The sequence below is a fragment of the Paractinoplanes polyasparticus genome, assembly GCF_019710575.1.
Taxonomy (GTDB): domain Bacteria; phylum Actinomycetota; class Actinomycetes; order Mycobacteriales; family Micromonosporaceae; genus Actinoplanes; species Actinoplanes polyasparticus.
The window spans coordinates 62604-87471 of the sequence record NZ_JAHWFK010000045.1 but is presented as its reverse complement, the minus strand read 5'-3'; the positions used below and the strand labels follow the sequence as shown (position 1 = coordinate 87471).

At 71.0% G+C, this 24868-nt stretch carries 22 protein-coding genes; 12 read left to right on the top strand and 10 right to left on the bottom strand.

Annotated elements, in window-relative coordinates; translation table 11 throughout:
* Positions 1-64 precede the first annotated feature (64 nt).
* The 3 genes from KXC43_RS37760 to KXC43_RS37750 are packed head-to-tail and all read right to left on the bottom strand — an operon-like array spanning position 65 to position 3281.
* Positions 65-1411 carry a glycosyltransferase family 2 protein gene (locus KXC43_RS37760; protein WP_221381022.1) on the bottom strand — a complete coding sequence of 449 codons (1347 nt, stop codon included), beginning with the start codon at positions 1409-1411 and terminating at the stop codon, positions 65-67.
* Complete coding sequence (locus KXC43_RS37755; RefSeq protein WP_221381021.1) at positions 1408-2373, bottom strand: glycosyltransferase family 2 protein; 966 nt, start codon at positions 2371-2373, stop codon at positions 1408-1410. Before KXC43_RS37755 ends, KXC43_RS37760 begins: the two co-directional genes overlap by 4 nt.
* Positions 2374-2417: 44 nt before the next feature.
* Positions 2418-3281 (bottom strand): glycosyltransferase family 2 protein, encoded by an 864-nt coding sequence (locus tag KXC43_RS37750; protein ID WP_251799559.1) that lies wholly within the window; start codon positions 3279-3281, stop codon positions 2418-2420.
* Between the two features lie 798 nt (positions 3282-4079).
* Between KXC43_RS37750 and KXC43_RS37745 the strand changes: the two genes are divergently transcribed.
* The 3 genes from KXC43_RS37745 to KXC43_RS37735 all read left to right on the top strand — a co-directional run bounded on the left by KXC43_RS37745 (position 4080) and on the right by KXC43_RS37735 (position 6795).
* Entirely contained in the window at positions 4080-5015 is a 936-nt protein-coding gene (locus KXC43_RS37745; protein WP_221381019.1) for a sulfotransferase family protein, read from the top strand.
* Between the two features lie 80 nt (positions 5016-5095).
* On the top strand, positions 5096-6007 hold the full coding sequence (locus KXC43_RS37740; RefSeq protein WP_221381018.1) for a glycoside hydrolase family protein: 912 nt from the start codon (positions 5096-5098) through the stop codon (positions 6005-6007).
* Between the two features lie 326 nt (positions 6008-6333).
* The gene (locus tag KXC43_RS37735; protein WP_255645521.1) at positions 6334-6795 is read left to right on the top strand and encodes a response regulator transcription factor; all 462 of its coding nucleotides are present in this window, start codon (positions 6334-6336) and stop codon (positions 6793-6795) included.
* On the opposite strand, the gene KXC43_RS37730 is transcribed toward KXC43_RS37735, so the two are convergent.
* On the bottom strand, positions 6722-7858 hold the full coding sequence (locus tag KXC43_RS37730; protein WP_221381016.1) for a M20 family metallopeptidase: 1137 nt from the start codon (positions 7856-7858) through the stop codon (positions 6722-6724). The genes KXC43_RS37735 and KXC43_RS37730 overlap by 74 nt on opposite strands.
* 611 nt (positions 7859-8469) lie before the next feature.
* Between KXC43_RS37730 and KXC43_RS51715 the strand changes: the two genes are divergently transcribed.
* On the top strand, positions 8470-9630 hold the full coding sequence (locus KXC43_RS51715; RefSeq protein WP_308129438.1) for a GNAT family N-acetyltransferase: 1161 nt from the start codon (positions 8470-8472) through the stop codon (positions 9628-9630).
* A 49-nt stretch (positions 9631-9679) separates the two neighbouring features.
* Here KXC43_RS51715 and KXC43_RS37720 read toward each other — a convergent pair whose 3' ends face one another.
* Together KXC43_RS37720 and speB are read right to left on the bottom strand one after the other, a co-directional pair.
* On the bottom strand, positions 9680-10240 hold the full coding sequence (locus KXC43_RS37720; RefSeq protein ID WP_221381015.1) for a GntR family transcriptional regulator: 561 nt from the start codon (positions 10238-10240) through the stop codon (positions 9680-9682).
* Positions 10241-10411: 171 nt separating this feature from the next.
* A complete protein-coding gene (speB, locus tag KXC43_RS37715; RefSeq protein WP_221381014.1) occupies positions 10412-11512 on the bottom strand; it encodes an agmatinase in 1101 nt (366 codons plus the stop codon).
* A 94-nt stretch (positions 11513-11606) separates the two neighbouring features.
* Between speB and KXC43_RS37710 the strand changes: the two genes are divergently transcribed.
* Positions 11607-12566 (top strand): serine/threonine-protein kinase, encoded by a 960-nt coding sequence (locus KXC43_RS37710; RefSeq protein ID WP_221381013.1) that lies wholly within the window; start codon positions 11607-11609, stop codon positions 12564-12566.
* On the opposite strand, the gene KXC43_RS37705 is transcribed toward KXC43_RS37710, so the two are convergent.
* The 3 genes from KXC43_RS37705 to KXC43_RS37695 all read right to left on the bottom strand — a co-directional run bounded on the left by KXC43_RS37705 (position 12567) and on the right by KXC43_RS37695 (position 15615).
* Positions 12567-13133: a Uma2 family endonuclease gene (locus KXC43_RS37705; protein WP_221381012.1), complete on the bottom strand. Its 567-nt coding sequence runs from the start codon at positions 13131-13133 to the stop codon at positions 12567-12569.
* A gap of 48 nt (positions 13134-13181) precedes the next feature.
* The gene (locus tag KXC43_RS37700) at positions 13182-14051 is read right to left on the bottom strand and encodes a universal stress protein (RefSeq protein WP_221381011.1); all 870 of its coding nucleotides are present in this window, start codon (positions 14049-14051) and stop codon (positions 13182-13184) included.
* 85 nt (positions 14052-14136) lie between these two features.
* Positions 14137-15615 (bottom strand): amino acid permease, encoded by a 1479-nt coding sequence (locus tag KXC43_RS37695; RefSeq protein ID WP_221381010.1) that lies wholly within the window; start codon positions 15613-15615, stop codon positions 14137-14139.
* A gap of 193 nt (positions 15616-15808) precedes the next feature.
* Between KXC43_RS37695 and KXC43_RS37690 the strand changes: the two genes are divergently transcribed.
* From KXC43_RS37690 to KXC43_RS37660, 7 genes are all read left to right on the top strand, one after another.
* Positions 15809-16159 carry an STAS domain-containing protein gene (locus KXC43_RS37690; protein ID WP_221381009.1) on the top strand — a complete coding sequence of 117 codons (351 nt, stop codon included), beginning with the start codon at positions 15809-15811 and terminating at the stop codon, positions 16157-16159.
* Positions 16160-16213: 54 nt separating this feature from the next.
* Positions 16214-16975 carry an alpha/beta hydrolase gene (locus KXC43_RS37685; protein WP_221381008.1) on the top strand — a complete coding sequence of 254 codons (762 nt, stop codon included), beginning with the start codon at positions 16214-16216 and terminating at the stop codon, positions 16973-16975.
* Between the two features lie 16 nt (positions 16976-16991).
* Complete coding sequence (locus tag KXC43_RS37680) at positions 16992-18233, top strand: ATP-grasp domain-containing protein (protein WP_221381007.1); 1242 nt, start codon at positions 16992-16994, stop codon at positions 18231-18233.
* A 36-nt stretch (positions 18234-18269) separates the two neighbouring features.
* A complete protein-coding gene (locus KXC43_RS37675; protein ID WP_221381006.1) occupies positions 18270-18713 on the top strand; it encodes a DUF5990 family protein in 444 nt (147 codons plus the stop codon).
* Positions 18710-21676 (top strand): DEAD/DEAH box helicase, encoded by a 2967-nt coding sequence (locus KXC43_RS37670; RefSeq protein WP_221381005.1) that lies wholly within the window; start codon positions 18710-18712, stop codon positions 21674-21676. Before KXC43_RS37675 ends, KXC43_RS37670 begins: the two co-directional genes overlap by 4 nt.
* Positions 21669-22472 carry an SWIM zinc finger family protein gene (locus KXC43_RS37665; RefSeq protein ID WP_221381004.1) on the top strand — a complete coding sequence of 268 codons (804 nt, stop codon included), beginning with the start codon at positions 21669-21671 and terminating at the stop codon, positions 22470-22472. The genes KXC43_RS37670 and KXC43_RS37665 overlap by 8 nt, the downstream gene beginning before the upstream one ends.
* A 142-nt stretch (positions 22473-22614) precedes the next feature.
* Complete coding sequence (locus KXC43_RS37660) at positions 22615-23187, top strand: hypothetical protein (RefSeq protein WP_221381003.1); 573 nt, start codon at positions 22615-22617, stop codon at positions 23185-23187.
* 218 nt (positions 23188-23405) lie between these two features.
* Here the strand turns inward: KXC43_RS37660 and KXC43_RS37655 are convergent, their stop codons facing one another.
* Positions 23406-24818: an SDR family NAD(P)-dependent oxidoreductase gene (locus KXC43_RS37655; RefSeq protein ID WP_221381002.1), complete on the bottom strand. Its 1413-nt coding sequence runs from the start codon at positions 24816-24818 to the stop codon at positions 23406-23408.
* Positions 24819-24868: the final 50 nt, after the last annotated feature.

Here is a 24868-nt window from a genome sequence, read left to right as displayed (position 1 = left end):
TGAGGCCGGGACGCGTTACGGGCAACGCGCCCGGTCTGTCCTGCGCGAGAAGCGCTGGATGGAGCTAAGCGTGGGTGGCGCGTACCTTAGCCCGTGCCGCGCGGCGCGATCTGAGGTAGGCGCGCGGTCCCGCCAGCATGCCACGCCGGTTGGCCGACAGCAGCTCCTGGGGGAAGTCCTCGCGGATGGTCGCAGTGCGCGCAGTGTCCTTTCCGGTCATGTCCTTCAGCGCGCTCGGCACCAGCCTGAGCAGCGGAAAGATCAGAACCGGACGGGAGAGCAGCAGGCTCGTGTACGCGGCGACCAGCCCCGTGCCGTAGCCGACCATCTGCTTGCGCAGGCCCTCGAGGTCGCGCCGGTGGTAGTGCCGGGTGACCGCGCTGGGCTGATAGACGATCGTGCCTCCGGTGAGCAGCACCTGGGTGAACGCCAGGGTGTCCTCGGATCCCATCGCCGGGGTGCCGGCGCCGAGCGCGGTGTCGAACAGGCCGATCCGCTCGATGACGCCGGGCCGGAAGGTCATGTTGGCGCCGGTGCCGAACGGTGGCAGCGGGTAGAGCGGGCTCTGGATGTGCCGGGTGTGCGGGCCGAACTCGTCGGCCTTGAACCCGCGGCCCTTGCTGTGCCCGCCGAACTGCTCGAACCAGATCTGCGCCTTCGTCTCGAGCTCGGCCGGGACGATCACACCGGAGATCACGTCGGCGTCGGGGTGCTCGTGCAGCGCGCGGGCGACCTCGGCCAGCCAGTGCGGGTCGGCCACCTCGTCGTCGTCGAGCCAGGCCAGGATCTGGCCGGGCGCGGCCTTGACCGCGGCGTTGCGGGCGAACGACAGGCCACCCTTGGGCTCGACCATGTAGTCGACCGGGCCGCGAGCGGCCGCGGCCCGCACGACCTCGGCGGTCGCGTCGCTGACCGGCGCATTGTCGACGACCAGGACCCGGAAGGCCGGATATTCCTGGGCGAGCAGGCTGTCGAGGCACTTGGTGAGCTCGGCCGGGTGCTCGCGGGTGCAGACGACCACGGTGATGTGCGGGGCGGTGGTGAGCACCGCGCGCCGCTGGGCCAGGAAGTCGGGCTCGCTGGCCGGGTTGAGGCCGTGCACCGGCACCGGCACGTCGCCGAGACGCCTGCGCACCTCGCCGCCCAGTTCGGCTTCGACGGCCTTCGCCAGCTCGGCCGGCGCCAGGCCCTGCTCCGGGAGGTCGAGCAGCAGGAAGCCCAGCGGCTCGGAGAACAAGCGGATCAGCAGCCACGCCTGCTCGGCGCGGCGGCCGTCGGCCTGCACCGCCGGGAGCAGCGGCAGCGGCTCGGCGAGCTCGATGTCGCGGACGATGCCGGGAACGGTGGCCTGCTCGGCGGCCGGGGCGCTGCGCTGGGCCGGAATGGCGGCACTGTTGAGGTCGGCGCTCATCGGGCGGTCTCCAGCGTCTTCTGGGTCTTGGGGGCGCGCTTCGCGGCGACCGTCTCGACGACGCCGCCCCAGCCGGCCGCGGCCACGCCGGCGACGATGCCCCCGGCGCGCAGGAAGTTGTCGGCGCCCTTGCCGGTCAGGCCGGCGCCGAGGTTGCGCAGCGCCGCCTTGGGCAGCGACCACAGGTAGGAGCGCTCGGCGCCCAGGGTGTCGCTGCCGCCGTCGTCGAGGCCGGCCATCTGCACCTTGCCGCGACCCTCGGCGTAGCAGCGCTTGACGAACCAGGGGAACGTCGAGCGGTTCGCGGGCACCTCGTGGCGGATCGTCGCGCTCGGCACGTACATCCATTGGCCGCCGTCGTGCGCGCTCATCCGCAGGCAGAGCTCGGTGTCCTCGGGCCGGTTGCGGTCGCCCAGCTTGCCGAAGCCGACCCGGAAGCCGCCGACGGCGTCGAACACCTCACGGCGGACGATCATGCTCGCCGACCAGACGTTGCGGATCGGTGAGGTCTCGGTGGGCATGCCGGCGTACGAGCCGCCGACCGCCCACAGGAACTCCTCGGGCATCCACCGGGGGGCGGGGCCCTCCCAGTCGGGGAGGATGCCGCCGCCGGTGCCGACCACGCGGGGGTCGGCGAACGGCTCGACGAGCCGGCCCAGCCATTCGGGGCCGGCCGTGATGTCGTCGTCCATGAAGGCGACGAGGGCGGTCTTCGCGTGGAAGGCGCCGGTGTTGCGATTGCCGGAGACGCCCTTGGCGTAGGCGTTCTCGAGGACCGTCACGCCCGGCAGCTCACGCTGGATGCGTTCGAAGAGGCTGCGGTTGTGATCGGTGACCACGACGACCTCGGCCGGCTCGGCCTGCTGCGACAGAGCGCAGGCGACTGTCCGTACGAGCGAGGACCAGCGGTCCTCGGTGTGCGTCGGGATCACGATGGTCGTGTCGAGGGGGGTGGAATCCACGGGAGCGTCTCCTGAAGCGAGGGGTGGGGACGGGCGCGGTGAACTCAGTTCAGCGGCTTGATGTCGGTGCTCGCGGCGCCGACCTCGTCACGCTCACGGGCAACCTCGGCGGCGGGGGCCGGCGTGGGCTTGATGCCGTGGGCGCGGGTGCCGGGCTGCTGGTGCACGATGACGCCACCCGGGCGGCGCTCGCCGGTGCGCTTCTGGCTGCGCATGCGGCCGAACTCGCTGAAGATGGTGCGCAGCACGCGGAAGCCGTCCCGGAACGTGTTCAGGTTGGTCTCGCCGTGGATCCGGCGGTGCTCGATGCTGCCGACCTCGCCGACCTTCATCCCGTCGACCGCGGCCCGGATGTTGATCATGGTCTCGATCTCGAAGCCGTCGCCCCAGTGCTTGGTGCCGTCGGTCTTGCGGGGCAGCTTGGTGTCGGGCAGGTCGAGGACCGGCACGACGGTGCGCCAGAACGCGTTGTAGCCGTAGCAGAGGTCGGTGAACTTCGTCCCGAACAGGACGTTGACCACGACGTTGAGTCCGTCGTTGCCGAGCTTGCGCAGCTTGGTGATGTCGTGGCTGTGGCCGCCGTGGTTGAACCGGCTGCCCTTCACGAAGTCGGCGCCGTCGGTCAGCTTCTTGACGAACAGCGGGATCTCGGCCGGGTCGGTCGAGCCGTCAGCGTCGATCATCACGATGATGTCGCCCGTGCACGCCTCGAAGCCGCAGGCCAGGGCGTTGCCCTTACCGGTGCGGGTCTGCTGCACCACGACCACGTCGGGGCGGAGCTCGCGAGCGACCTCGACCGTCCGGTCCTTCGAGCCGCCGTCGACCAGAACCACCTCGTCGATGTTCGCCGGCAGCTTGGCGAAAACGTGCGGGAGGTTGCGCTCCTCGTTGAGGGTCGGGATCACCACGCTTACAGTCGGTGACGTACTTCCGTCACCCCACGTGTTCGTGGCGGGCGTCGAAAACTCCATGTCGGTCCCTTCCCGGGGGCGGCAATGCGGTTCGATCGGCAAATCTGACGGTAAGAAGCGTAGGGCTTTCGCTTCTGTGGACCAACGTAGCAAGCCGCTACCAAGCGTCAACTGACCGAAAAGACAACCTACCGGGGACCGGGTGGATCATTCGCGCCAACCGGATGACCGCAGTGTATTCACATGGACAACTGCCGACGATTTTCGTCACATTGATAGCAGTAGTAATGGACATATGCCCCCAGCGATGGCGCGTCACGGCATTACTCGGTAATCACGCCATACACCGCCCTGAACGTGTAAATCGGGCAGGTCCAGAATGCCGGATTACTCGCAGTGAATTGGGTCACCGTATACGGACATCACGCAGCGTAGGGATTCGGTTGCAGGATGGTTGCCGGCTCATCGATGAGTCGAACTGTGCCCGCGCGGGTAGGTATTCACGCAGGTCACCCAGTCGATGCGCCCCCGTAGCCTCCGGGCCGCCTTACCGTTGGTGAGACGATGAACGCTGATGAAGCCCTGTGTGTCTGCGGGCATGATCCTGACGCCCACCGGCACTACCGACGAGGAACGGAATGCTCGCTGTGCGGGCCCGGTGAGTGCTCGCGATACCGGCGCGTCCCGTGGTGGCGCCGGCTGCTGTCCCGCACCTGAAGTGCTCACGGAGGTCGCGAACGCCTACTTAATCTGTAGGCTAAGGGTCACTTCGAGAGGCGCACGACAGGAGACTCCATGGCGCTCCCCGACTTTCTGATCGCCGGTGTGCCCAAGGCGGGAACGACCGCCCTTCACGCCGCGCTGACCGGTCATCCGGACCTGTTCCTGCCGTCCTTCAAGGAACCCAAGTTCTTCCTGTCCGACGGCCCGCCGCCGGCCCACGGCGGCCCGGGTGACGTGCAGACCTATCAGGAGCACGTGTGGCGGCAGTCCGACTACGAGGCGCTGTTCGACCCGGCGCCGCGCGGCACGCTGCTGGGTGAGGCCACGCCGTTCTACCTGCACGATCTTGCCTCGCACGAGCGGATCAAGTCGCTCGTGCCGTCGGCGCGGCTGATCGTGCTGCTGCGCGACCCGGTCGACCGGGCCCACTCCAACTGGACGCACCTGTGGAACGCCGGGCTCGAGCCGGAGGCCGACTTCCTCACCGCATGTCGCGCCGAGCCCGCGCGCATCGCGGCCGGGTGGGCGCCGTTCTGGCATTACGCCGGGCTCGGGCGCTACGGCGAACAGCTGCGCCACCTCTACGAACACTTCCCGCGCGAGCAGGTTCTGCTGCTGCGCTACAAGGAGCTCAAGGACGCGCCGGCGGCGACGCTGGACCGGGTGTGCGAGTTCCTGGGCGTACGGACGGGGATCGTCACCGCCGTGCCGCGCGAGAACGTGAATCGGCACGTCGTCGAGGACAACGGCGTCAACCAGGTTCTGCGCTTTCTCCTCCGCGGCGGGGGTGCCTTCGGGCACCGGTTCCCGGTGCCGCTGCGCCTGGCCGCTCGCGGCCCGCTGCTGACGCTGTTGCACCGCAAGCAGGGCACGCGGCCGGTCACCACGCCCGGCGAGCGGGCGGCGTTGCTGCCGCGCTTCCAGGACGACATCGCGCTGCTGACCGAGGTCACGGGGGAGTCGTACGACGACTGGCTGTCCGTCGACCGACACGCCGCGGCCCACTAATCCCCACTTTGCCCATAGATGTTGCAAACTTGGCGGTCTACCCTTCGTCGCGTCACCGCCGACCACACCTAGGAGCCGCCTTGTCCACGGGAATCACGACCCTGCCCTTGCCCCGCTGGGACGGATCCACCGTCGTGGTCGAGCCGCCGGGTGACGAACCGGGGGCCTGGTCGGGCGCGCCGAGCTCGATCGCCGCCGACGGTCACATCTACCTGGCGTACCGCGTGCGGCTCCCGATCGGCGAGGGGCGCGGCATCGCCAACGTGGTGGCCCGCTCGGCCGACGGCCTCACCTTCGAGACCGTGGCCGAGGTGACCAAGGAGCAGTTCGGCGCCGAGTCGCTGGAACGGCCGGCCCTGGTGCGCACGGACGACGGCCGGTGGCGGCTCTACGTGAGCGCGGCGACGCCCGGCACCAAGCACTGGCGGGTCGAACTGCTCGAGGCGGCGACCCCGGAGGGCCTGGCCACAGCCACGCCGCGGGTCGTGCTGGCCGGCGACGAGACGGTGGGCGTCAAGGACCCGGTACTGCACCAGGACGCGTACGGGTGGCACCTGTGGGCGTCGGTGCACCCGCTCGAGCGCTGGGACGACGCCGACCGGATGACCACCGAGTACGCGACCAGTCCCGACGGCGTGCACTGGACCTGGCGGGGCACGGCCCTGGCCGGCCGGCCCGGCGAGTGGGACGCCCGGGGTGTCCGGGTCTCGTCGGTTCAGGTCGAGGGGGACGAGATCACGGTCGCCTACGACGGACGGGCGACGGCGGGCGAGAACTGGGAGGAGCGCACCGGCGTGGCCCGCGGCAAGCGGCTCGACGACGGCAGTTTCGGCGAGCTCACGGCCGAGCCGGGGGAGCCGCTGGGCAGCCCGCACGCGCCGAACGGGCTGCGCTACCTGTCGCTGGTGGCGCTGCCGGACGGGCGCCGGCGGGTGTACTACGAGGCCACCCGGCACGACGGGGCGCACGACCTGCGTACGGAGCTGATCTGAGCCGTCACCGCAGGTAGCAGCAGATGAGAGCGTTATCACGAAGTGCGGGCTCCGTGCCTCGGCGTCGATCCGGGTGCACTAGCGTTCCGGACTGACGCGAGGTGCGAGCGGTAAACGGCCGCACTGTCGGTGGCGGGGTTTCTCCCACAAGGAGGAACTCCGCCATTTCTTCTTCCAGCGCTTGGTCCAAGCCGTGGCCGGCCTGCTCCCGTTGTGCAACCGACGATCTCCTCCCATCCCCGGTCGACCCCGCCGATGGTGGCTGGCGTTCGACGAGTGCAACCGCGGATCAAGGGGAGAGATCAATGGTCGGAGCAGCGGTATCCATGGTTCCCACGTTTGTCGCGCCGGAGCTCGGCCATCCCGTGCCCGTCGCGGACTGGTGCACCGATCTCGCCGACCCCACCGTCCTCGTAGCCGACGACGACGAGGCGGTCCGTGAGCTCGTCACCCACAAGCTGGTCGCGGCCGGCTACCGGGTGGTCACGGCGGACAACGGCGCCTCGGCCCTGCGCATGGTGGTCACCGAGCAGCCCGACATGATCATCCTGGATGTCTCGATGCCCGGCCTCGACGGTCTCAGCGTCTGCTACGAACTGCACTCGTCGGCCGAGACCGCGCGGATCCCGGTCCTCATCATGAGCGGGCACGGCCGCAAGGTCGACATCGACCTGGGCATGACCGTCGGCGCCGACGACTACCTGGTCAAGCCGTTCAACCCGGCCGAACTGGTCCGCCGGGTCCGCTGGCTGCTGCTGGCCGACGAGGATCTGCCGGGATCGATCTGAGGAAGGATCGCAGGGCGTTCCCGTACGGGGTCACGGTCGTCAGATCGGCCCACTCGAGCGCACTGTGCTGGCCGTCGCCGCCCGGCCCGAAGATGACGGCGTCAACCCCCACCGCCGTGTAGTGGCGGCCGTCGGCGGCGCCGTGCTTGGCCAGCAGATTCCCGGCGAAGCCGGCCTCCCGGGCGGCGGCCCGCAGCAGGCCGACCTCGAGACTGCCGGGGTCGGCGTGGTGCGGACTGCCCAGCGCCTCCACGGCGGCGGTCAGCCCGGTGATCCCGGCGAGGTGCTCGGCGATCTGCTCGGACGTGCGGCCGGCGAAATCGGCGTCTTCGGGCGGGAACCGGATGTCGAGCCAGGCGCCGGCCTCGTCGGGCACCTGGTTGACGGCCCGGTTGGACGTGTCGAACCGGGCCACGTTGACGGTGGTGCGCCACACCTCGGCCTCGGGCACGGGATAGCGCGCCAGCAGCCGGGAGACACCGTCAGCCACCCTGACCAGGGCGTTCTCGCCGAGCCAGGGGTAGGCGGCGTGAGCGGCGCGGCCGGTCGCGGTGAGCCGGACATGAGCCAGGCCGCGGGACTCGGTGACGATCTGAAGCCGGCTCTGCTCCCCGATGACGACGAAGCCGCCGCGAACGCCGGCGGCGATCTGATGGGCGGTGCCGTCGGCGCCGCCCACTTCCTCGTCGGTGACCAGCTGCAGGGCGATGTCGTACGGCAGGTCTTGGGCCAGCCGGCGGAAGACGTCGGCCATGACCAGGGCGGCGAGCTTCATGTCGTGGGCGCCGCGGCCGTACAGGCGGTCACCGTCGATCCGCGGGACGAACTGGTCTTCGGCGGCGGGGACGACGTCGAGGTGGGCGTTGAGGACGACCCGGAAGGCGGTGGCGTCCCCGGCGTGGACCAGGGCGCTGGGCTTGCCGTTGGACTCGAAGCGCCGGACGTGGAAGCCGGGACCGACGAAGGCCAGGACCAGCTCGAGAGCGCGCTGCAGCTCGTGCGGCCGGTCTGCTGTGGACGGGATGGCGATGAGCGCGCAGGCCCGGTCGATCAGGTGATCCACGCCTCAAGCCTCCTCGCCTGCCCACCCCGCCCACGGGGTGTCCCAACGCTACGCGCGATCGGTGGCGCCCGGCGTCGGTTGTCCACAGGCTGCTCGGGGTCCCTGAGGTGAGAGCTGTGGAGGGCAGGCCGGTTGGTCACTCGCGGTGAGTGTCTGCCGATGAGGGCGGCCGACGAGGTGGCGTGGGGGGTGGGTGTGCTTGACCGAGGTGGGCCGGGCTGTATCATCGCTCGCGACCGAATGGGGGAGGTCGAGCTGCCGGCGGGATCGCCGGGAATTCTGGCTCCATTCCGCGTGTAATCTGCTCGCAACAATCGGTCAGATCCTCATGCGACGAATGCGCCCGGCGAATGTTCACACTCGACTGCCGTTCCTCGGCGGTGGCGAAATTCCGCGGTCCTTTGCTCCGTCAAGGAAACTCGCCGCGAAGAAAATCAGAACCGTGGCCACTCCTGATGACGCTGCGTGCTGCTCGAACACGCAGCGTTGATCCATGTCACTCGCTGGCGTCGCTCTCCGGAAGCGGATGACCACTTTTCGTTGAGTCGCTCGTTGGCGTCCCGGCTGTGACGTAGGGCGAACAGCGGGGGCGGGCGTGGTAGACATGCGCGGTGCGGGATGGGCGGGCTGCGCGCAATCGGGATGACGTGCTGGCTGCTGCCTGTGCTGTCGTGGCCGAGCGGGGTGCCGAGGCGACCCGGTTCTCGGACGTAGCCGCGGTCAGCGGAGTCGGGGTGTCGACCCTGCAGTACTACTTCGGCAGCCGCGAGGACATGTTGCGAGCTGTCTTCCGGTATGCGGCCCGGGCCGACTTCGCTGCCGTGGGGGAGCAGTTGGCCGGCGTGCACGGGGCGTGGGAGCGGCTGGTGGTTGTTGCCTCCTACCTGACGGGGGCGGTCGACGGGGATACGTCCTGGCGGGTCTGGGCCGAGTCGTGGCGGTGGGCTCTGCGGGATGCGGAGCTGCGGACCGACGTGCTGAACGACTACCTGCGGTGGCGTGAGCTGCTGGCGGCGGAGATCGACGCGGGGATACGGGAAGGAGCCTTCGGGACGGGTGCGGCGGCGATCGACGCCGCCCGGCAGGCACTGGCGTTGATCGACGGGCTGGCTCTGCCGGTGGTGCTGGGCGATCCGTCGATGGGGCGCGAGACCGCGCGCGAACTCCTGGTGGATGCGCTGGGGAGGGTGGTGAGCCGGGTTGAGGCCGGGACGCGACCCGGGGCCGGCTCAGCGGGACGGGTGGATCGGCCGGCTGTTCCGGTGGGCGCCGGCGCCCAGGGGCGGCCGGTTGGGGTGACCTTGCGGCCCGCTCGGCGTGACGACGTGCCGGCTGTGGCCGTCATTTGGGCTGTCGGATGGCGGGACGGGCACCTGGGCAACGTTCCGGACGTTCTGGTGCGGACTCGTACGGGGGAATCGTTCGGGGTTCGGGCCGGGGAGCGGGTGGCGGACACGACTGTCGCTGTGGTCGGTGGCGTGGTCGCCGGGTTTGTGATGGTCGTGGGGGAGGAGGTCGAACAGGTTTATGTCGACACTTCCTTTCGCGGGAGCGGGGTCGCCGGGGCGCTCCTGGCGGAGGCGGAACGACTGGTGGCCGCGGGTGGGCATGCGACCGCCTGGCTGGCGGTCGTGCCGGGGAACTCGCGGGCACGGCGGTTCTACGAGCGGTCGGGATGGGCTGACGCGGGGGCCTTCGACTACGAGGCACGGCACCAGGAAGGGGTCATTCTCGTGCCGTGCCGGCGCTACACGAAGCAGGTTGCCGGCTAGGGCTGGGGCGTTCGGTGTGCACATGAGGTCGGGAATCACGGGGCCGTGATCAGGCTGAGTAGTCGCTGCCGAAGAGGTGGCGGCCGGGATGGTCGCGATAGAGCAGGCAGTGGTTGTCGTCGTGGTGGCCCGCGGTGCGTACGGCCGTGCAGTTCGCAATGGCGTTGATCTCGGAGGCGGACAGGGACCACTGGACCCACCAGCCGATGCCCGCGGCGTGCTGGCCCAGGCCGGCGTGCGAGCCCGGGTGCGGGTGTTCCAGTTCGCAGTGCAGCAACCGGTCGAGGCCGTGGGCGGGCCGCGGGAGCCGGCTGAGCCAGCCGACCTGCTGATGGTCGAGCTCGACGCGGGCCGGGCAGCGGTGGGCGTCCACGACAGCCAGGGCCGTGACGAAGTTGCCGGCGCCCTTGCGCGACGAGATCAGACCCTCGGTGCGCAACACCCGCAGGGCCGACTGGACGGTCGTGCGGGCGACGCGGTGCGCGCCGGCCAGCGTGTGCTCGGACGGGAGCTTGGCGCCGACAGCCAGGCTGCCGGTGAAGATCTGATGGCGGAGTTCGGCGGCGATCTGCTGATAGGGCGACAGGGGCGGGGCGGTGTCGAGGGACATGCTGGCACTCTGCGTGACGGATCTGGGGCGAACAAGTGCGCAGCTGCGTGGATCACGGAAGCTGGTCGAAAGGCGCATCGTATGGTCCGGAAAACGCCGTACGGTGCAAGGATGTGATGAGGGGCGACGCGGAAAGATCGACGCTCGCCGCTTCAGGACGGTAACTCTGCGTCATCTCTCGGCGGGCGGCAGCGAGTGCTGGTGATCGCGGCCGGCCAGCGGCGGGCGTGACTCGCGCGAGCCGAGCGGCGGCTGGGTCCCGCGCCCCTCGAGCAGCGGCGTGGCGCGGTTCCAGCGCGGCCCGCTGCCGTCCTTGCGCCGGCGGGCCATCCCGGACAGGGCCTCCAGCACGACCCGGTTGCCGAGCATCGCGGTGATCTCGGCGTGGTCGAACGGCGGCGAGACCTCGACGATGTCCATGCCCACCACGGGCAGCTCGTGGCAGACGCGCGAGACGCTGTCGAGCAGCTGGCGCGAGGTGAACCCGCCCGGCTCGGGCGTGCCGGTGCCGGGGGCGTGACCGGGGTCGCAGACGTCGATGTCGACCGAGAGGAAGACGCCGTCGCAGCCGTCGAGGGCGATCGCGAACGCCTGGTCGAGCACGGCGTCGAGGCCGCGGTCGACGATCTCACTCATGTGGAACGAGTTCATGCCCTGGTCGGCCATCCAGTCCAGCGTCTCGGGGCCGGGCCAGTAGCCGCGCAGGCCGAGCTGCAGGAACCGGTCGCCGCGGACCGCGCCCGACTCGATGAGCCGGCGCATCGGCTGCCCGTGGCCGTAGAGCGAGCCGAACTCGATGTCGCCGGTGTCGGCGTGCGCGTCGAAGTGGATGACCGAGATGGCGCCCGCGCCGTGGTGGCGGGCCACGCCGGCCACGTCGGGCCAGGTGATCGTGTGGTCGCCGCCGAGGATCACCGGGATCGCGCCGTGCGCTGTGACGAAGGCGACCGCGTCCTCGATCGTGTCGCAGCTGCGCTGGATCTCGCCGCTGAACACCTCGAGGTCGCCGGCGTCCTTCACGGTCAGGTCGCCGCTGAGGGCATCGACGCGCATCGCCAGGTGCGGGCGGGAGGCGTCGGCCGGCAGATAGTCCGTGCCCCGGATGACCTGCGGTCCGAACCGTGCGCCGGGGCGGTGGGAGGTGCCGCCGTCGAAGGGGGCGCCGAGGATGACGACGTCGGCATCGGCGTACGTCGGCGGGTCCTGCCAGTCGCAGGCGGGCACACCGAGGAACGTGTAGTCGGGTCCGAACATCGGTCCGTAGCGCGTCACGCGAGGGACTGTATCTCCATACAGTCCCTCCGGACAGCGTTTCTGCCCGCTGGTCGAGGGGTACCGCGATCCGAAGATTACGAGGAGGCGGTACATGCGGACGCTCGGCGGGCGCTACCAGCTCGTACGGCGCATCGGCGTCGGCGGCATGTCCGAGGTGTGGCGCGGCCACGACCGGGTGCTCGACCGCCCGGTCGCCGTGAAGATCATGGCGCCCGCGGTGTCGGGCACGCTGGGCGAGGTGGCCGGCGTCGATCTCGTACGGTCGGAGGCCCGCTCCGCGGCCCGGCTGGCCCACCCCAACGTGGCCGGGGTGCACGACTTCGGCACGTCCCGGCCCGACCCCGGCGCCCACGAGGTTCCGTACATCGTGATGGAGCTGGTCGAGGGCCAGACACTCGGCGCGCACCTGGCCGCGGGCCCGATGGACTGGCGCATCGGGGTCCGCATCTGCGCCGAGGTGGCGGCCGCGCTCGCCGCCGCGCACAACCACGAGGTCGTCCATCGCGACATCAAGCCGGCCAACGTGATGCTCACGCCGTCCGGCGCCAAGGTGCTCGACTTCGGCATCGCGGCCGTGGCCGGTGTGCCCGACGCGGACCCCGACATGCCGGTGATGGGAACCCCCGCGTACGTGGCCCCGGAGCTCTTCGAGAACCACCCGCCGACCCCCGCCAGCGACATGTTCGCCCTCGGCACGGTGCTGCACCAGTGCATCACCGGCCGTCTGCCCTGGCGCGCGGAGTCGCCCACCGAGCTGGTGCACGCCCAGCGCTATCTCGACCCCGACCCGCTGCCCGAACTCGACGGCCTGCCGCCCGAGGTGGAGGATCTGCTGTCGCGCTGCCTCAACCGCGACCCGCAGGAACGGCCGACCGCGATGGTGGCCGCCCTGTTGCTGGCCGAGGCCGTCGACGCCCGCGTCTACGTGCCCATCCAGGACCTGAACACCGATTCGCCCCGCCCGTCGATCTCGCCCTGGGACCAGCGCGCCGCCGACGAGCCGACCGCCGTCGCCGTCGACGCGGGCGCCGGCCGCCACCGGGCCGGCTGATCAGAGCCGGCCGAGGTCGATCTCGACGGAGAAGGGCACGGTCAGCTTCACCACGCCGGTGAAGACGTCGCTGTCGCGGTAGCGGCCGGTCGCGGCGTCCAGGATGTAGGTGTAGACGAGCGGCGCGCCGGTGGCGGCTTGCTCAACACGCCAATAGAACTGGATGCCGGCCCGCGCGTACTGCTCAGCCTTGACGATCCGGTCGGTGGTCTCCGACCCGGGTGAGACCACCTCGACCACCAGAAGCACATGTTCGGGGCGGGTCGGCGTGACGTCGATGGTCTCCGCCCGGTAGACCGTCACGTCGGGCCGGCGATTGTTCAACGGCACGTCGTGCAGCCGGACATCGAAGTCGGTGTCGGCGTTCCAGTCCGGCCCCGCGGCGGAGTCCAAGGCGTTGGCAAGAAGCCGGGCCAGACGGTTGTGCCGCTTGGACGCGCTCGGACTCACGAGAACCATCCCGTCCACGATCTCGATGCCCGCACACTGCTCTTCGGTCCAGGACGCGTACTGCTCCGCCGTCACCTGCTCATGCATCCAGGCCGGCGCGACCATCTCGACCGTCATGCACACCCCCTGGAAACGTGACCGGTCACGGGACTCAAGATACCGTGGTCAGCCCCCGCGGGGGACGATGACCAGCGGGCGGCAGGCGCGGCGGACCAGGCGGGTGGAGACGCCGCCCAGCAGCACGCGCCGGGCCGGGCCGTAGCCGCGGGAGCCGCAATAGAGCACGTCGACCTCGGTCAGGTCGGCCAGCGCGTCGACGACGTTGCCCGCGATCACCGCCCACTCGACGGTGACGCCGGGCACCGACTCGGCCGCCCGGCGCAGCGACGACTCGTACGTCTCGCGGGCCGTGTCGAGGAACGCCCGCTCGACGTCGTCGCCGATCAGGAAGGGCAGGCTCGCGTCGCCCTCGGCCACCACGGTGTGGAGGCGCAGCGTCCCGCCGGTTCGGCGGGCCAGCTCGGCTGCGGCGATCAGGGCGGCCCGGCCGTCCGGCGTGTCCACGTAGGCCACCCCGATGACGCGTGGCTCGTCCGTCGGGTCGGGCAGCCCGGCCGGGGCGATGGCGACCGGGCAGATGCTGCCGGCCAGCAGGCGCTCGGCCGTGCTGCCGGCCATCAGCCTGTCCTTGGGGGCCTGCCGGCCCGAGCCGATGACGATCATCGAGGCGCCGGTCTGCTCGGCCAGGTCGTGCAGGCCGTGCGAGGCCGACGAGGAGGCGACCATCCGGTAGTCGACCTCGCTGGTCACGCCGGCCAGGTCCTTGCGGGCGCCGTCGAGCACGCGCTGGGCGGCCCGGTGCCGGTCGGCCACCCACTCGGCGTCCACCCGGCCCGAGCCGAGCGCGGCCGGCGCCGGGTGCACGACGGCCACGATCAGCGCGGCGTCCGACGTCTCGGCGAACCACCGGCTCAGGGCCAGGGCGTCGGGGGAGGTGGGTCCGCCGTCCACGCCGACGATCACCGGGCCGGTCACGGCTGAGCCTCCTGTGTCATGCCCTCCCGGCCTTCGCCGACGAGGCCGTCGGGCTGTTGCGCCGGGCGCCGCTCGGTGCAGTCGGTCATGACGGGTCACCGTCCTCGGGTGGGTTCGGGTCGTGCTCGCGGGCCCAGTTCGGGGTCGAGGAGTGCTCGCGGCGCAGGCGGGAGTTCTTGTAGCCGTACAGCCAGTAGATGAGGACGCCGATCGCCAGCCAGACGACGAACCGGACCCAGGTGTCCCAGGGCAGGTCGGTCATCAGATAGATGGCGAATGCGATGCCGAGCAGCGGCAGCACCGGCGACCACGGCACCCGGTAGGGGCGCGGCATCTCGGGGCGGGTGCGCCGGAGCACGATCACGCCGATGTTGACCAGCACGAACGCGAACAGCGTGCCGATGTTGACGAGCTTGACGATCTCGCTCAGCGGCACCAGGGCGGCCAGGATGGAGATCAGGCCGCCCAGGATGAGGGTCAGCCGGGCCGGGGTGCCGTACCGCTGATTGACCTTGGCCAGCCGCTGGGGCAGCAGGCCGTCGCGGCACATGGCGAAGAAGATGCGGGTCTGGCCGTACATGATGACCAGCACCACGCTGGTGATCGCGACGACCGCGCCCAGCGCGAGCACCGCGGCCGCCCAGCTGATGCCGGCGCCCTGGTCGAGCGCGGCGGCCAGCGGCGCGTCGCTCGCCTCCATCTGCGCCGGCGAGGCGATGCCGAGGGCGCCGGTCGCCGTGGCCACGTAGAAGATCGTGCAGATGATCAGCGAGCCGATGATGGCCAGCGGCAGGTCGCGCTCCGGGCGCTTCGCCTCCTCGCTGCCGGTCGAGACGGCGTCGAAGCCGATGTAGGCGAAGAAGATGACCGCGGCCGCTGTCGTCACCCCGTCCACACCCTCGGGGGCGAACGGCTGGAAGTTGCCGGTGCCGAAGTTGGCGAACGCCACGACGATGAAGAACAGCAGCACGGCCAGCTTGATGACGACCATGACGAAGTTGACCCGGGCGCTCTCGGTCACGCCGCGGATCAGCAGGAACGTGATGGCCAGGACCACGAAGACGGCCGGCAGGTTGAAGACGCCGCCGTCCTCGGGCGACTTGGCGATCGCGTCCGGCAGCGCCACCCCGAAGGCCGCGTCGAGGAACGCGTTGAGATTCCCGCCCCAGCCGACGGCGATCGCCGCGACCGAGACCCCGTACTCGAGGATCAGGTCCCACCCGATGATCCAGGCGACCAGCTCGCCCATCGTGGCGTAGGTGTAGGTGTAGGCGCTGCCGGACACCGGGATGGACGAGGCCAGCTCCGCGTAGGACAGCGCCGAGAACGTGCAGGCGACCGCGGCCAGCACGAAGGACAGGATGACCGCGGGCCCGGCTATGCCGGCCCCCTCGCCGATCACCACGAAGATGCCGGTGCCGATGATCGCGCCGACGCCCATCGCGGTCAGCTGCGTCGCGCCGACCGCCTTCTTGAGTCCGTGCCCCTCTTCCGCCGTCTCGGTGATGAGCGACCGGACGTCGCGCACCGCGAAGATGCCCGGCCGTCCCGAAGTTGTGGCCATGTCACCCCTCCCGTCATCGGCTCTCGCCTATGTGACTTTGCGCATACGGGGGGTCACTCCGCAACTGCTGGGCGGTCAAATGTGTACGGACCCCGTGTCCGCCGACGTCCCGGAAACACGCGCCAGCCTGCGAGTAGGGCGATTTGCGGGGTACGGTGGCGACGGGCGGGGCCGGCGGTACGGAGGTTCGGTGATGGGCGAGGCGGTGATGACCACGCGGCGCCAGGCGGACGGCGCGCTCGTCGTCGACGTGCGCGGCAGCCTCGACGCGGCCACCGTGGGCGCCCTGCGCGAGACCCTGATCGGCACCGTGCAGCGGGAGCGCCCGGTGACCCTGATCGTCGACCTCACGTACGTCACCTTCATGGACTCGCAGGGCATCGGCACGCTGGTCAGCGGCTACAACGTGGCCCGCGAGGTCGGCACCCGGTTCGTGCTGCGCAACCCGAGCGAGTTCGTGCACCGGCAGCTGCGCGTGACCGGCCTGACCGAGATGTTCGGCCTGCCGCCCGAGCCGTCGCCCACCCAGACGTACACCCCCTGAATCCCACCCTCAACAAGCCGCGCGCCCGGAGCGTGCGGCCTTTAGAGTGCGTTCATGGAACGGGTCTCTCTCCGGCGTGACCCCGACTGGTGGACTCTGCCCGCGGCCGCCGGCACCTGGTGGTCGCTCGACCTGCCCTCGAAGAATCTGCGAGCCACCCTGACCGCCCGGATCTGGTCGCCGGCCGGGAACGCCGGCCGCGTGCTGGTCGCCCACGACGGACACGACTACGACAAGCACGCCGGCCTCGGCCGCTACGTCGCCGCCTCGATCACCGCCGGCCGCGTCGAGCCGTGTCACGTCGTGCTGCTGCCGGCGGGGGACCGCAACGAGTGGTACGCGGCCCTCCCCGCGTACGCCCGCGGGCTGGGACAGGAGATCCTGCCGCAACTCACCGACCGCCTCTCGCCCGGCCGGCCCGTGGCCGCCGTCGGCGCCAGCCTCGGCGCGCTCGCGCTGCTGCACTGCCAGCGCCGCCACCCCGAGGTGTTCGCCGGGCTGTTCCTGCAGTCCGGCAGCTTCTTCCAGCCCCGCTTCGACCGGCAGGAATCGGGGTTCGCGCGCTACCTGCCGATCGTGCGGTGGACGGGGCGGGTGCTGCGGGCGCCCGACGGCCCCGCCGTGCCGGTGACGATGACATGCGGCAGGCTCGAGGAGAACCTGGCGAACAACCGGAGCATGGCCGAGGCGTTGCGCGCGCAGGGGTACCCGGTCACCTTCGCGCAGATCGAGGGCGGTCACGACTGGCCGGCGTGGCGCGACGCCCTCGAACCGCATCTCACGTCGCTGCTCAGGCGACTGACGGCTCTGCTGTGATCTGGGGAGGCAAACCGTGGCGGACGTAGAACACACCATCGGACTCTTGCTCGGGATGGAGGACGACTGGCCGCGGGCGTACGAGGCGCTGTTGAGGCGGCTCGGGGTGGTCGCCGGGCCCGACGGCAAGTCGCACCGGACGAACTCGGTGCGGGTCACCATCGAGCCGTTCAACCTGCGCGACAAGCCGCGCCACGACCTGGTCATCGACCGGCTCGCCTACTGGTACTACCACCCCCGCGAGTGGCTCAAGAAGATCGCGCTGATGGACGACGTGTACCTGCTGAACAGCCCGTTCACGTTCCAGTCGATGGAGAAGCACGCGGCGTACTGCGCGATGATGCGGCTCGGGCTCAAGGTGCCCGAGACGGTGCTGGTGCCGTACAAGAACCCGCTCGACAACAGCCGGTACGCGTACACGGCGGCCCGCTACAACCAGTCCTTCGACCTGGACGCGACGGCGGCGCAGGTGGGCTATCCGATGTACATGAAGCCGTACGACGGCGGCGCCTGGGTCGGCGTCTCGAAGATCCGCAACCCCGATGAGCTGCACACCGCGTACGACGCCTCGGGCGAGCGGCTGATGCACCTGCAGGCTTCGGTCGAGGGGTACGACGTGTTCGCGCGCTCGCTGTCCATCGGGCCCGAGACGATGGTGATGAAGTTCCGGCCCGAGCAGCCCATGCACAACCGTTACGAGGTGCAGCACGGGTTCCTCACCGCCGCTCAGGGCGACGAGGTGGTGACCATCTCGCGACTGGTCAACGCGTTCTTCCGGTGGGAGTTCAACTCGTGCGAGTCGCTGGTGCGCGGCGACGACGTGCACCCGATCGACTACGCCAACGCCTGTCCGGACGTGGCGATCACCTCGTTGCACTACTACTTCCCGTGGGCCATGGCCGCCCTGCTGCGCTGGACGGTCTACTGCGTCGTCACCGGCCGCAAGCCGCGCCTCGACACGGACACGGCGGCCTACTTCGCGATCGGCGACGACCCTTCCCTCTCGTACGCCGAGAAGCTGGCCGCCTATCGCCGGCTCGCCGACGACTACTTCGAGGCCGACCGGTACGCCGACTTCTGCGCGCGCTACCTCGGCAACGTCGACGAGATCGTCTACGAGTGGGTCACGTCGGACGAGTACCGGTCGCTGCTGCGCGAGACCGTTCGCGCGACGTACCCGGTGCACGAGCACGAGAAGTTCCTGGCCCACTTCGGCGGGCTGACCGACGCCTGGATCCGCGACAACGCCCGCTCCTAGGCGTTTCTGTCAGACCCCGGGGCTAGGGTCGTCGACGTGCACATTCGGATCGAGGGTCACGACCTGCCGGCCCAGCGGGGCGGGGCGCAGGCCGATGCCCTGCGCCTGGCCAACGTGCACGTCGGTGTGCAGCGGCAGCGTTCGGTCGTCGACCTGGTGCCGGCGTGGGATTCGTCGGCCACCTGGGAATTCGAGATCACCTCGCGTGAGGTCGACGAGTTGCTCGACGTCGGCGGGCCCTGGGTGCACGGCCGTCCGGGGGCCCGCTTCCTGTACTTGAGCTGGGGAAACGTCGGCGACCTCGGGTTCGACATGTTCCGCCGGGCCAAGTTGATGTTCGGCGACGTGCCGACCGCGGTACTGCGGGCGGCGCACGAGGGTGGCGGCGTGCTCACCGCTTCGCTCGGGCTCACCGACGAGCTGGGCGGGCCGGTGTGCGCCCGGGTGCGGCCACCCGCCGTCGAGTGGTCGGTGCGATGACCTCCCTGGTGGCAGTCGAGGTCCGCGTGCTCCACGGGTTCGTGGGGCGCGACGGCTCGATCAATCTGTGGGGCGAGGCGGGTCCGCTGCCCGCCTCGGAGCGGGGCGATCACCCGTTCGCCGTGCCGGCCGCGGGTCTACCGGCGGGCGAGACGCGGGCGCCGGCCACGCTGGTGCTGCCCTCGACGAGTGCCGGGCCGCTGCCGTCCCCGCAGCTGGGCCTGCCGCCCCGGCGCGGCACGCCGCGGCTGCGCCCGTGGCAGGTGCCGGCCGTGGTGGTGCCGTTCGTCGACGACGAGGTGCTGGGCGAGTTCGACGGGCGGCCCGGCCACTCGGTCGAGTGGCTGGTCGAGCTGTGCGACTTCGCGGCCGACCTCGTCCGCCGGGGCCGCGTGCTGCCCGCCGTCCACCCGCACGGTCCGGTGGCCCGGTGGCGGCCCGTGCTCACCGGTTTCGACGCCATCCACCGCGACGACCTGCTGCGGCGGCTGCCCGCGGCGGCCCGGGCCGAGCGCGCCCGCCCCGGCGACGTGGCCGGCCTGCCCGCCCCGGACGCGCTGGCCTCAGCCCTCGAGCGGCTGGTCGACGGCCTGGTCCGCACCCGGCTGGCCGAGTCCGGCGTGCGGCTGGGCGACGGCTGGCTCGCCGCGCTCACCGGCGAGCCGTCCTTCACCGCCGCCCCGGCCCTCGTCGACGAGCTGACCGAGCGCCTCGACGCCTGGCACACCGGCGCCACGACCGGCGCCGCCGTGCGGCTCTGCTTCCGGCTCAGCCACCTCGACGAGCCCGGTCCCGAAGAGCCCGACGCGGTGAGCCCCCACCCGGCCGCCGTAGCCCCCCGCGACTCGTGGCTGCTCGAATTCCTGCTGCAGGCCGTCGACGAACCGAGCGCCCTGGTGACCGCGGCCGACGTCTGGCGCGACCGGTACGCCCCGCTCCGCCGCTGGACCAGCCATCCCCAGGAACGCCTGCTCGGCGGTCTGGGCCGGGCGGTCCGGCTCTACCCCGACCTCGAGGCAGCGCTGCGCGTGCCCCGCCCGGTCGACATGGTGCTCGACACCGAAGAGGCCCACCGCTTCCTCACCCATGCCGCCGCGCTGGAAGGGGCCGGCTACGGCGTGCTGCTGCCGGCCTGGTGGCGCGACCGCCCCAGCCTCGGCCTCGGCCTCAACGTCCGCCCCCGCGAGCCGGTGCCCCCGGTGCTGCGCGACCAGGCGGCCGACCTCGCGCACATGGTCGACTACGACTGGAATCTCGCGCTCGGCGGCCAGGTGCTCACCACCGACGAGCTCACCGACCTCGCCCAGGCGAAGGTTCCCCTCGTACGCCTGCGCGGGCGCTGGGTCCATCTCGACGCCGACCGCCTCGACGCCGGGCTGCGCTTCCTCGCGCGCGGCGGCGGCACGATGACCGCCGGCCGCGCGCTGCAGACGATCAAGCTGCTTCCGCCGGAGGAGCTGCCGCTGCCGGTGACGGCCAGCAGCGGCGAGGGGTGGGTGGCCCACCTGCTCGCGGGCGATCTGGAACAGCGCCTCGAACTGCTCGATCCGCCGGAAGGGTTGCAGGGCTCGCTCCGTCCGTACCAGCGGCGCGGCTTCTCCTGGCTGGCCTTCCTCGACTCGCTCGGCCTGGGCGCGTGCCTCGCCGACGACATGGGGCTGGGCAAGACGATCCAGCTGCTCGCGCTGCTGCTGCACAAGCGCGACGGGCCGGCGCTGCTGATCTGCCCGCTGTCGGTGCTCGGCAACTGGCAACGCGAGACCGCCCGGTTCGCGCCCTCGCTGCGCGTCGCGGTGCTGCACGGCGACGAGCGGGTCGTCCCCCGGGACGCCGACCTGGTGCTGACCACGTACGCCACCGCCGTGCGCGACGCCGACGAACTGACCGCCATCGCCTGGGACAGGGTGGTGCTCGACGAGGCCCAGCACGTCAAGAACAGCGCCGGCACGGCCGCCCGGGCCATCCGGCGCTTCCCGTCCCGGATGCGCATCGCGCTGACCGGCACGCCCGTCGAAAACCGGCTGGCCGAGCTGTGGTCGATCCTCGACTACCTGAACCCCGGCGTGCTCGCCTCGCCGCACACGTTCCGGGCCCGCTTCGCCGTGCCGATCGAGCGCTTCGGCGACGAGGACGCGGCCGCCCGGCTGCGCCAGGCCACCCGCCCGTTCATGCTGCGGCGTACCAAGTCCGACCCCATCGTCGTCGACGACCTGCCGGACAAGCGGCACGTGCGGCACCTGTGCGGGCTGACCGGCGAGCAGAGCACTCTCTACCGGGCGATCCTCGACGAGATGACCGACCGGCTCGACGAGAGCACCCACCGGTGGAACAAGGGCATCGTGCTGGCCGCCATGACCAAGCTGAAACAGGCCTGCGTCCACCCGGCCCTGCTGCTGGGCGACGGCTCGCCCCTGCCCGGCCGCTCCGGCAAGCTCGAACGCCTGGAAGAGATCCTCGACGGCGCGCTGGCCCAGGGCGAGAGCGCGCTGTGCTTCACCCAGTTCGCCCGCTTCGGATCGATGCTGACGCCGCATCTGGCCGCCCGCTTCGGGGTGCCGGTGCGCTACCTGCACGGCGGCACGCCCCGCAGGGACCGCGACGCGATGGTCGCCGACTTCCAGGCCGACGAGCGGCCCGGCATCTTCGTGCTCTCGCTCAAGGCCGGCGGCACCGGCCTCAACCTGACGGCGGCCAACCACGTGGTGCACGTCGACCGCTGGTGGAACCCGGCCACCGAGGAACAGGCCACCGATCGCGCCTTCCGCATCGGCCAGCAGCGCGACGTCCAGGTCCACACCCTGGTCTGCCTGGGCACGCTCGAGGAACGCATCGACCGCCTGCTGGCCGACAAGGGCGTGCTCGCGGCCCGCGTGGTCGGCAACGGCGAGGGTTGGCTGACTGCCCTGTCCACCACCGAGATCCGCGACCTGCTGACCCTCGCCCCGGAGGCCATCGTTGACTGACGACCGGCTGGCTGTCGCCTTCCTCAGCACGTTCGAGTCGCTGCGGATGGGGCCGACGTTCGCGCGCGGGCGGCGTGATGAGCGGTCGGGGCATGTGCGCAGCCTGACCATCTCCAGCAGTCTGGTCACGGCGCAGGTGCGGGGGCCCGACGACCCGCGGGCGTTCCGGGCGCGGATAGCGGTGCGTGCCTTCGGCGCCTCCGAATGGGCGGCGCTGGAAGAGACCATGGCGGGCGAGGCACGCTATGCGGCTTCGCTGCTGGGCGGCCGGATGCCGGCCGGGATCGCCGACGTCTTCGCCGCGGCGGGGCTCAGTCTGGTGCCGTTGTCACTCGACGAGGTCGCGATGGACTGCTCGTGCGAGCGGTGGCCCATGCCGTGCGTGCATCTCGCGGCGACGTGTTACGCCGTGGCGCGCAGCTTCCAGGAGGATCCGTTCGGCGCGTTCACCTGGCGCGGCCGGGGCCGGGACGAGTTGCTGGTTCATCTGCGCGAGCTCCGCAACGCCCACGCGGTCGCGGCGGCCTCGGCCGCCCTCGGCTCTACTGCTCCGGCCGGCGATTCCGGGAGGGCCCGAGGCGGAGATCCCTCCGACGGGCTGGGCGAGCACCTGGGTGAGGCGGACGAGTTCTGGGGGAGCACCGTGCCCGCGGCGGCGCCGGTCGGTGGCCGGCCCGGCGCTGTGAGCAGGCCGGATGCGCTTCTCGACCAGCTCGATCCGCCCCCGTTGGCGCAGGACGGCCGGCCGATCGTGGAGGTGTTGCGGCCCGCGTATCTGGCTCTACCGGACGAATAGCCGAGTAGGCCCGACCACTCGGATTAATCCCATCCGTGGCGTTATTCCCCGTTAGGGGCATACGCTCCGAAATCTTTCTGTTACTCAGCGTGTAGATGATCTCCTTCTCTCGACATGACGTTTTGTCAAGAGAAGGTGTGAAATGAACCGTATTACCCGGATGCTTTCCGTCACCGGTCTGGGCATCCTCGCCGGTCTCACCGTCGGCGCCGGCCCGGCCCTGGCGGCGACCAGCACGGACGCGGGCACTGCCAAGACGGCCTCGGCCGCCCAGGGTTCTGACCGCGACCGCGTCATCCGCTACTTCGACAGCCGCGGCGAGTGCATCATCGCGGGCCGTATCGGCGAGCGTTTCGGCCGCTGGGACGACTTCGACTGCGACCGCGTCGGCCGCTTCACGTGGGCCCTCGAGGTCAGCTGGGACCGCGACTGGTTCGGCCACGGCCACCGCAACCACGGCGACCGTTTCCCGTTCCGCTTCGGTGACCGGGACCGTCACGACCGGGATCGTCACGACCGGGATCGTCACGACCGGGATCGTCACGACCGGGATCGTCACGACCGGGATCGTCACGACCGGGACCGTCACGACCGGGACCGTCACGACCGCGACCGTCACGACGACGACCGCCGTGATGACGACCGCCGTGACGACCGCCGTGATGGTGACCGTCAGGATGGCGACCGCAATGACGGTGACCGCCGCGATGGGTGACCTGCAGTCTCGCACCTGATACAGCGACACACGGCGAGCCACGACCCATCGCGGGTCGTGGCTCGTCCACGCGTCACCAGTAGACCGTGGCTTGTCCGCGGGTCACCAGTAGACCGTGGCTTGTCCACGCGTCACCAGTAGACCGTGGCTTGTCCGCGGGTCACCAGTAGACCGTGGCTTGTCCGCGGGTCACCAGTAGACCGTGGCTCGTCCGCGCGTCACCAGTCGACCGGGGCGTAGTCCTTCAGGAAGACGCCGTACAGGTCCTCGCCCTTTTCGCCGCGCACGATCGGGTCGTAGACCCGGGCCGCGCCGTCGACCAGGTCGAGCGGGGCGTGGAAGCCCTCCTCGGCGAGCCGCATCTTGGTCGGGTGCGGGCGTTCGTCGGTGATCCAGCCCGTGTCGACGCTGGTCATCAGGATGCCGTCGGCGAACATGTCGACCGCGCTGGTGCGGGTCAGCATGTTGAGCGCGGCCTTCGCCATGTTGGTGTGCGGGTGCCCGGCGCCCTTGTAGCCGCGGGCGAAGATGCCCTCCATGGCCGACACGTTCACCACGTAACGCCGCGGGTGCGGCGAGCGCGTCATGGCCGTACGCAAGCGGCTGACCAGCACGAACGGCGCCGTGACGTTGCAGAGCTGCACCTCGAGCAGTTCCAGCGGGTCGACCTCGTGCACGCGGTCGCTCCAGCTGTTCGTCGGCGCGGTGTCGGGCACCAGGCCGCCGGCGTCGATCGCCACCGACCGGGCGGTCAGCGCCATCTCGGTGATCTGCTGCGGCGTGAGCACGGGGGCGCCCGAAGTCAGCGCGGCGGCCGGCGAGGCGCCCGCGGTGCCGAAATACTCCAGCTCGGGCAGCGGCCCGTCGGGCAGGGGCTCGGCCTCGGCGGCGGCGATGGCCGCGTACGAACCGGGCGAGCGACGCACCGTCTGGGCCGCGTTGTTGACGAGGATGTCGAGGTGGCCTCGGGCCGCCACCGAATCGGCCAGCCCGACCACCTGGGCCGGGTCGCGCAGGTCGAGGCCCACCACCCGCAGCCGGTGCAGCCACTCGCCGCTGTCCGGCATGGCGGAGAAGCGCCGCACCGCGTCGTGCGGGAAGCGCGTGGTGATCGTCAGATCGGCGCCGTCGCGCAGCAGCCGCAGCGCGATGTACATACCGATCTTGGCGCGGCCGCCGGTGAGCAGCGCCCGCCGGCCGGTGAGGTCGGTGCGGGCGTCCCGGCGGTCGTGGTTGAGGACGGCGCAGTCCGGGCAGAGCTGGTGGTAGAACGCGTCGACCTGGGTGAACCGCTGCTTGCAGACGTAGCAGCCGCGCGCCTGCCGCAGCACCCCGGCGGTGCCCGACCGGACCGAGGTGCGCAGCGGGATGCCCGCCGTCTCGTCGTCGATCCGCCCCGGCGCGCCGGTGGCCGTCGCCTCGGTGACCGCACGGTCGGCGGCCAGGATCGCCTCGCGTCGCTCCCGGCGGCGCGCGAGCTTCACCGTCTTGAACAGCCCGGCGGTGGCCCGCCGCACCGCGACCGCGTCGGGGTGTTCCGCGGGCAGCGCCTCCACCTCGGCGATCACCGATAGGCAGAGCGCCAGGCGCTCCGCATCCACCCTGGCGGCCGTCTCAGGTTCGCCCGTCATGCCCACTGACCATCCCTCACAAGCAAATTCTGACCTAGGAACTGTACTGA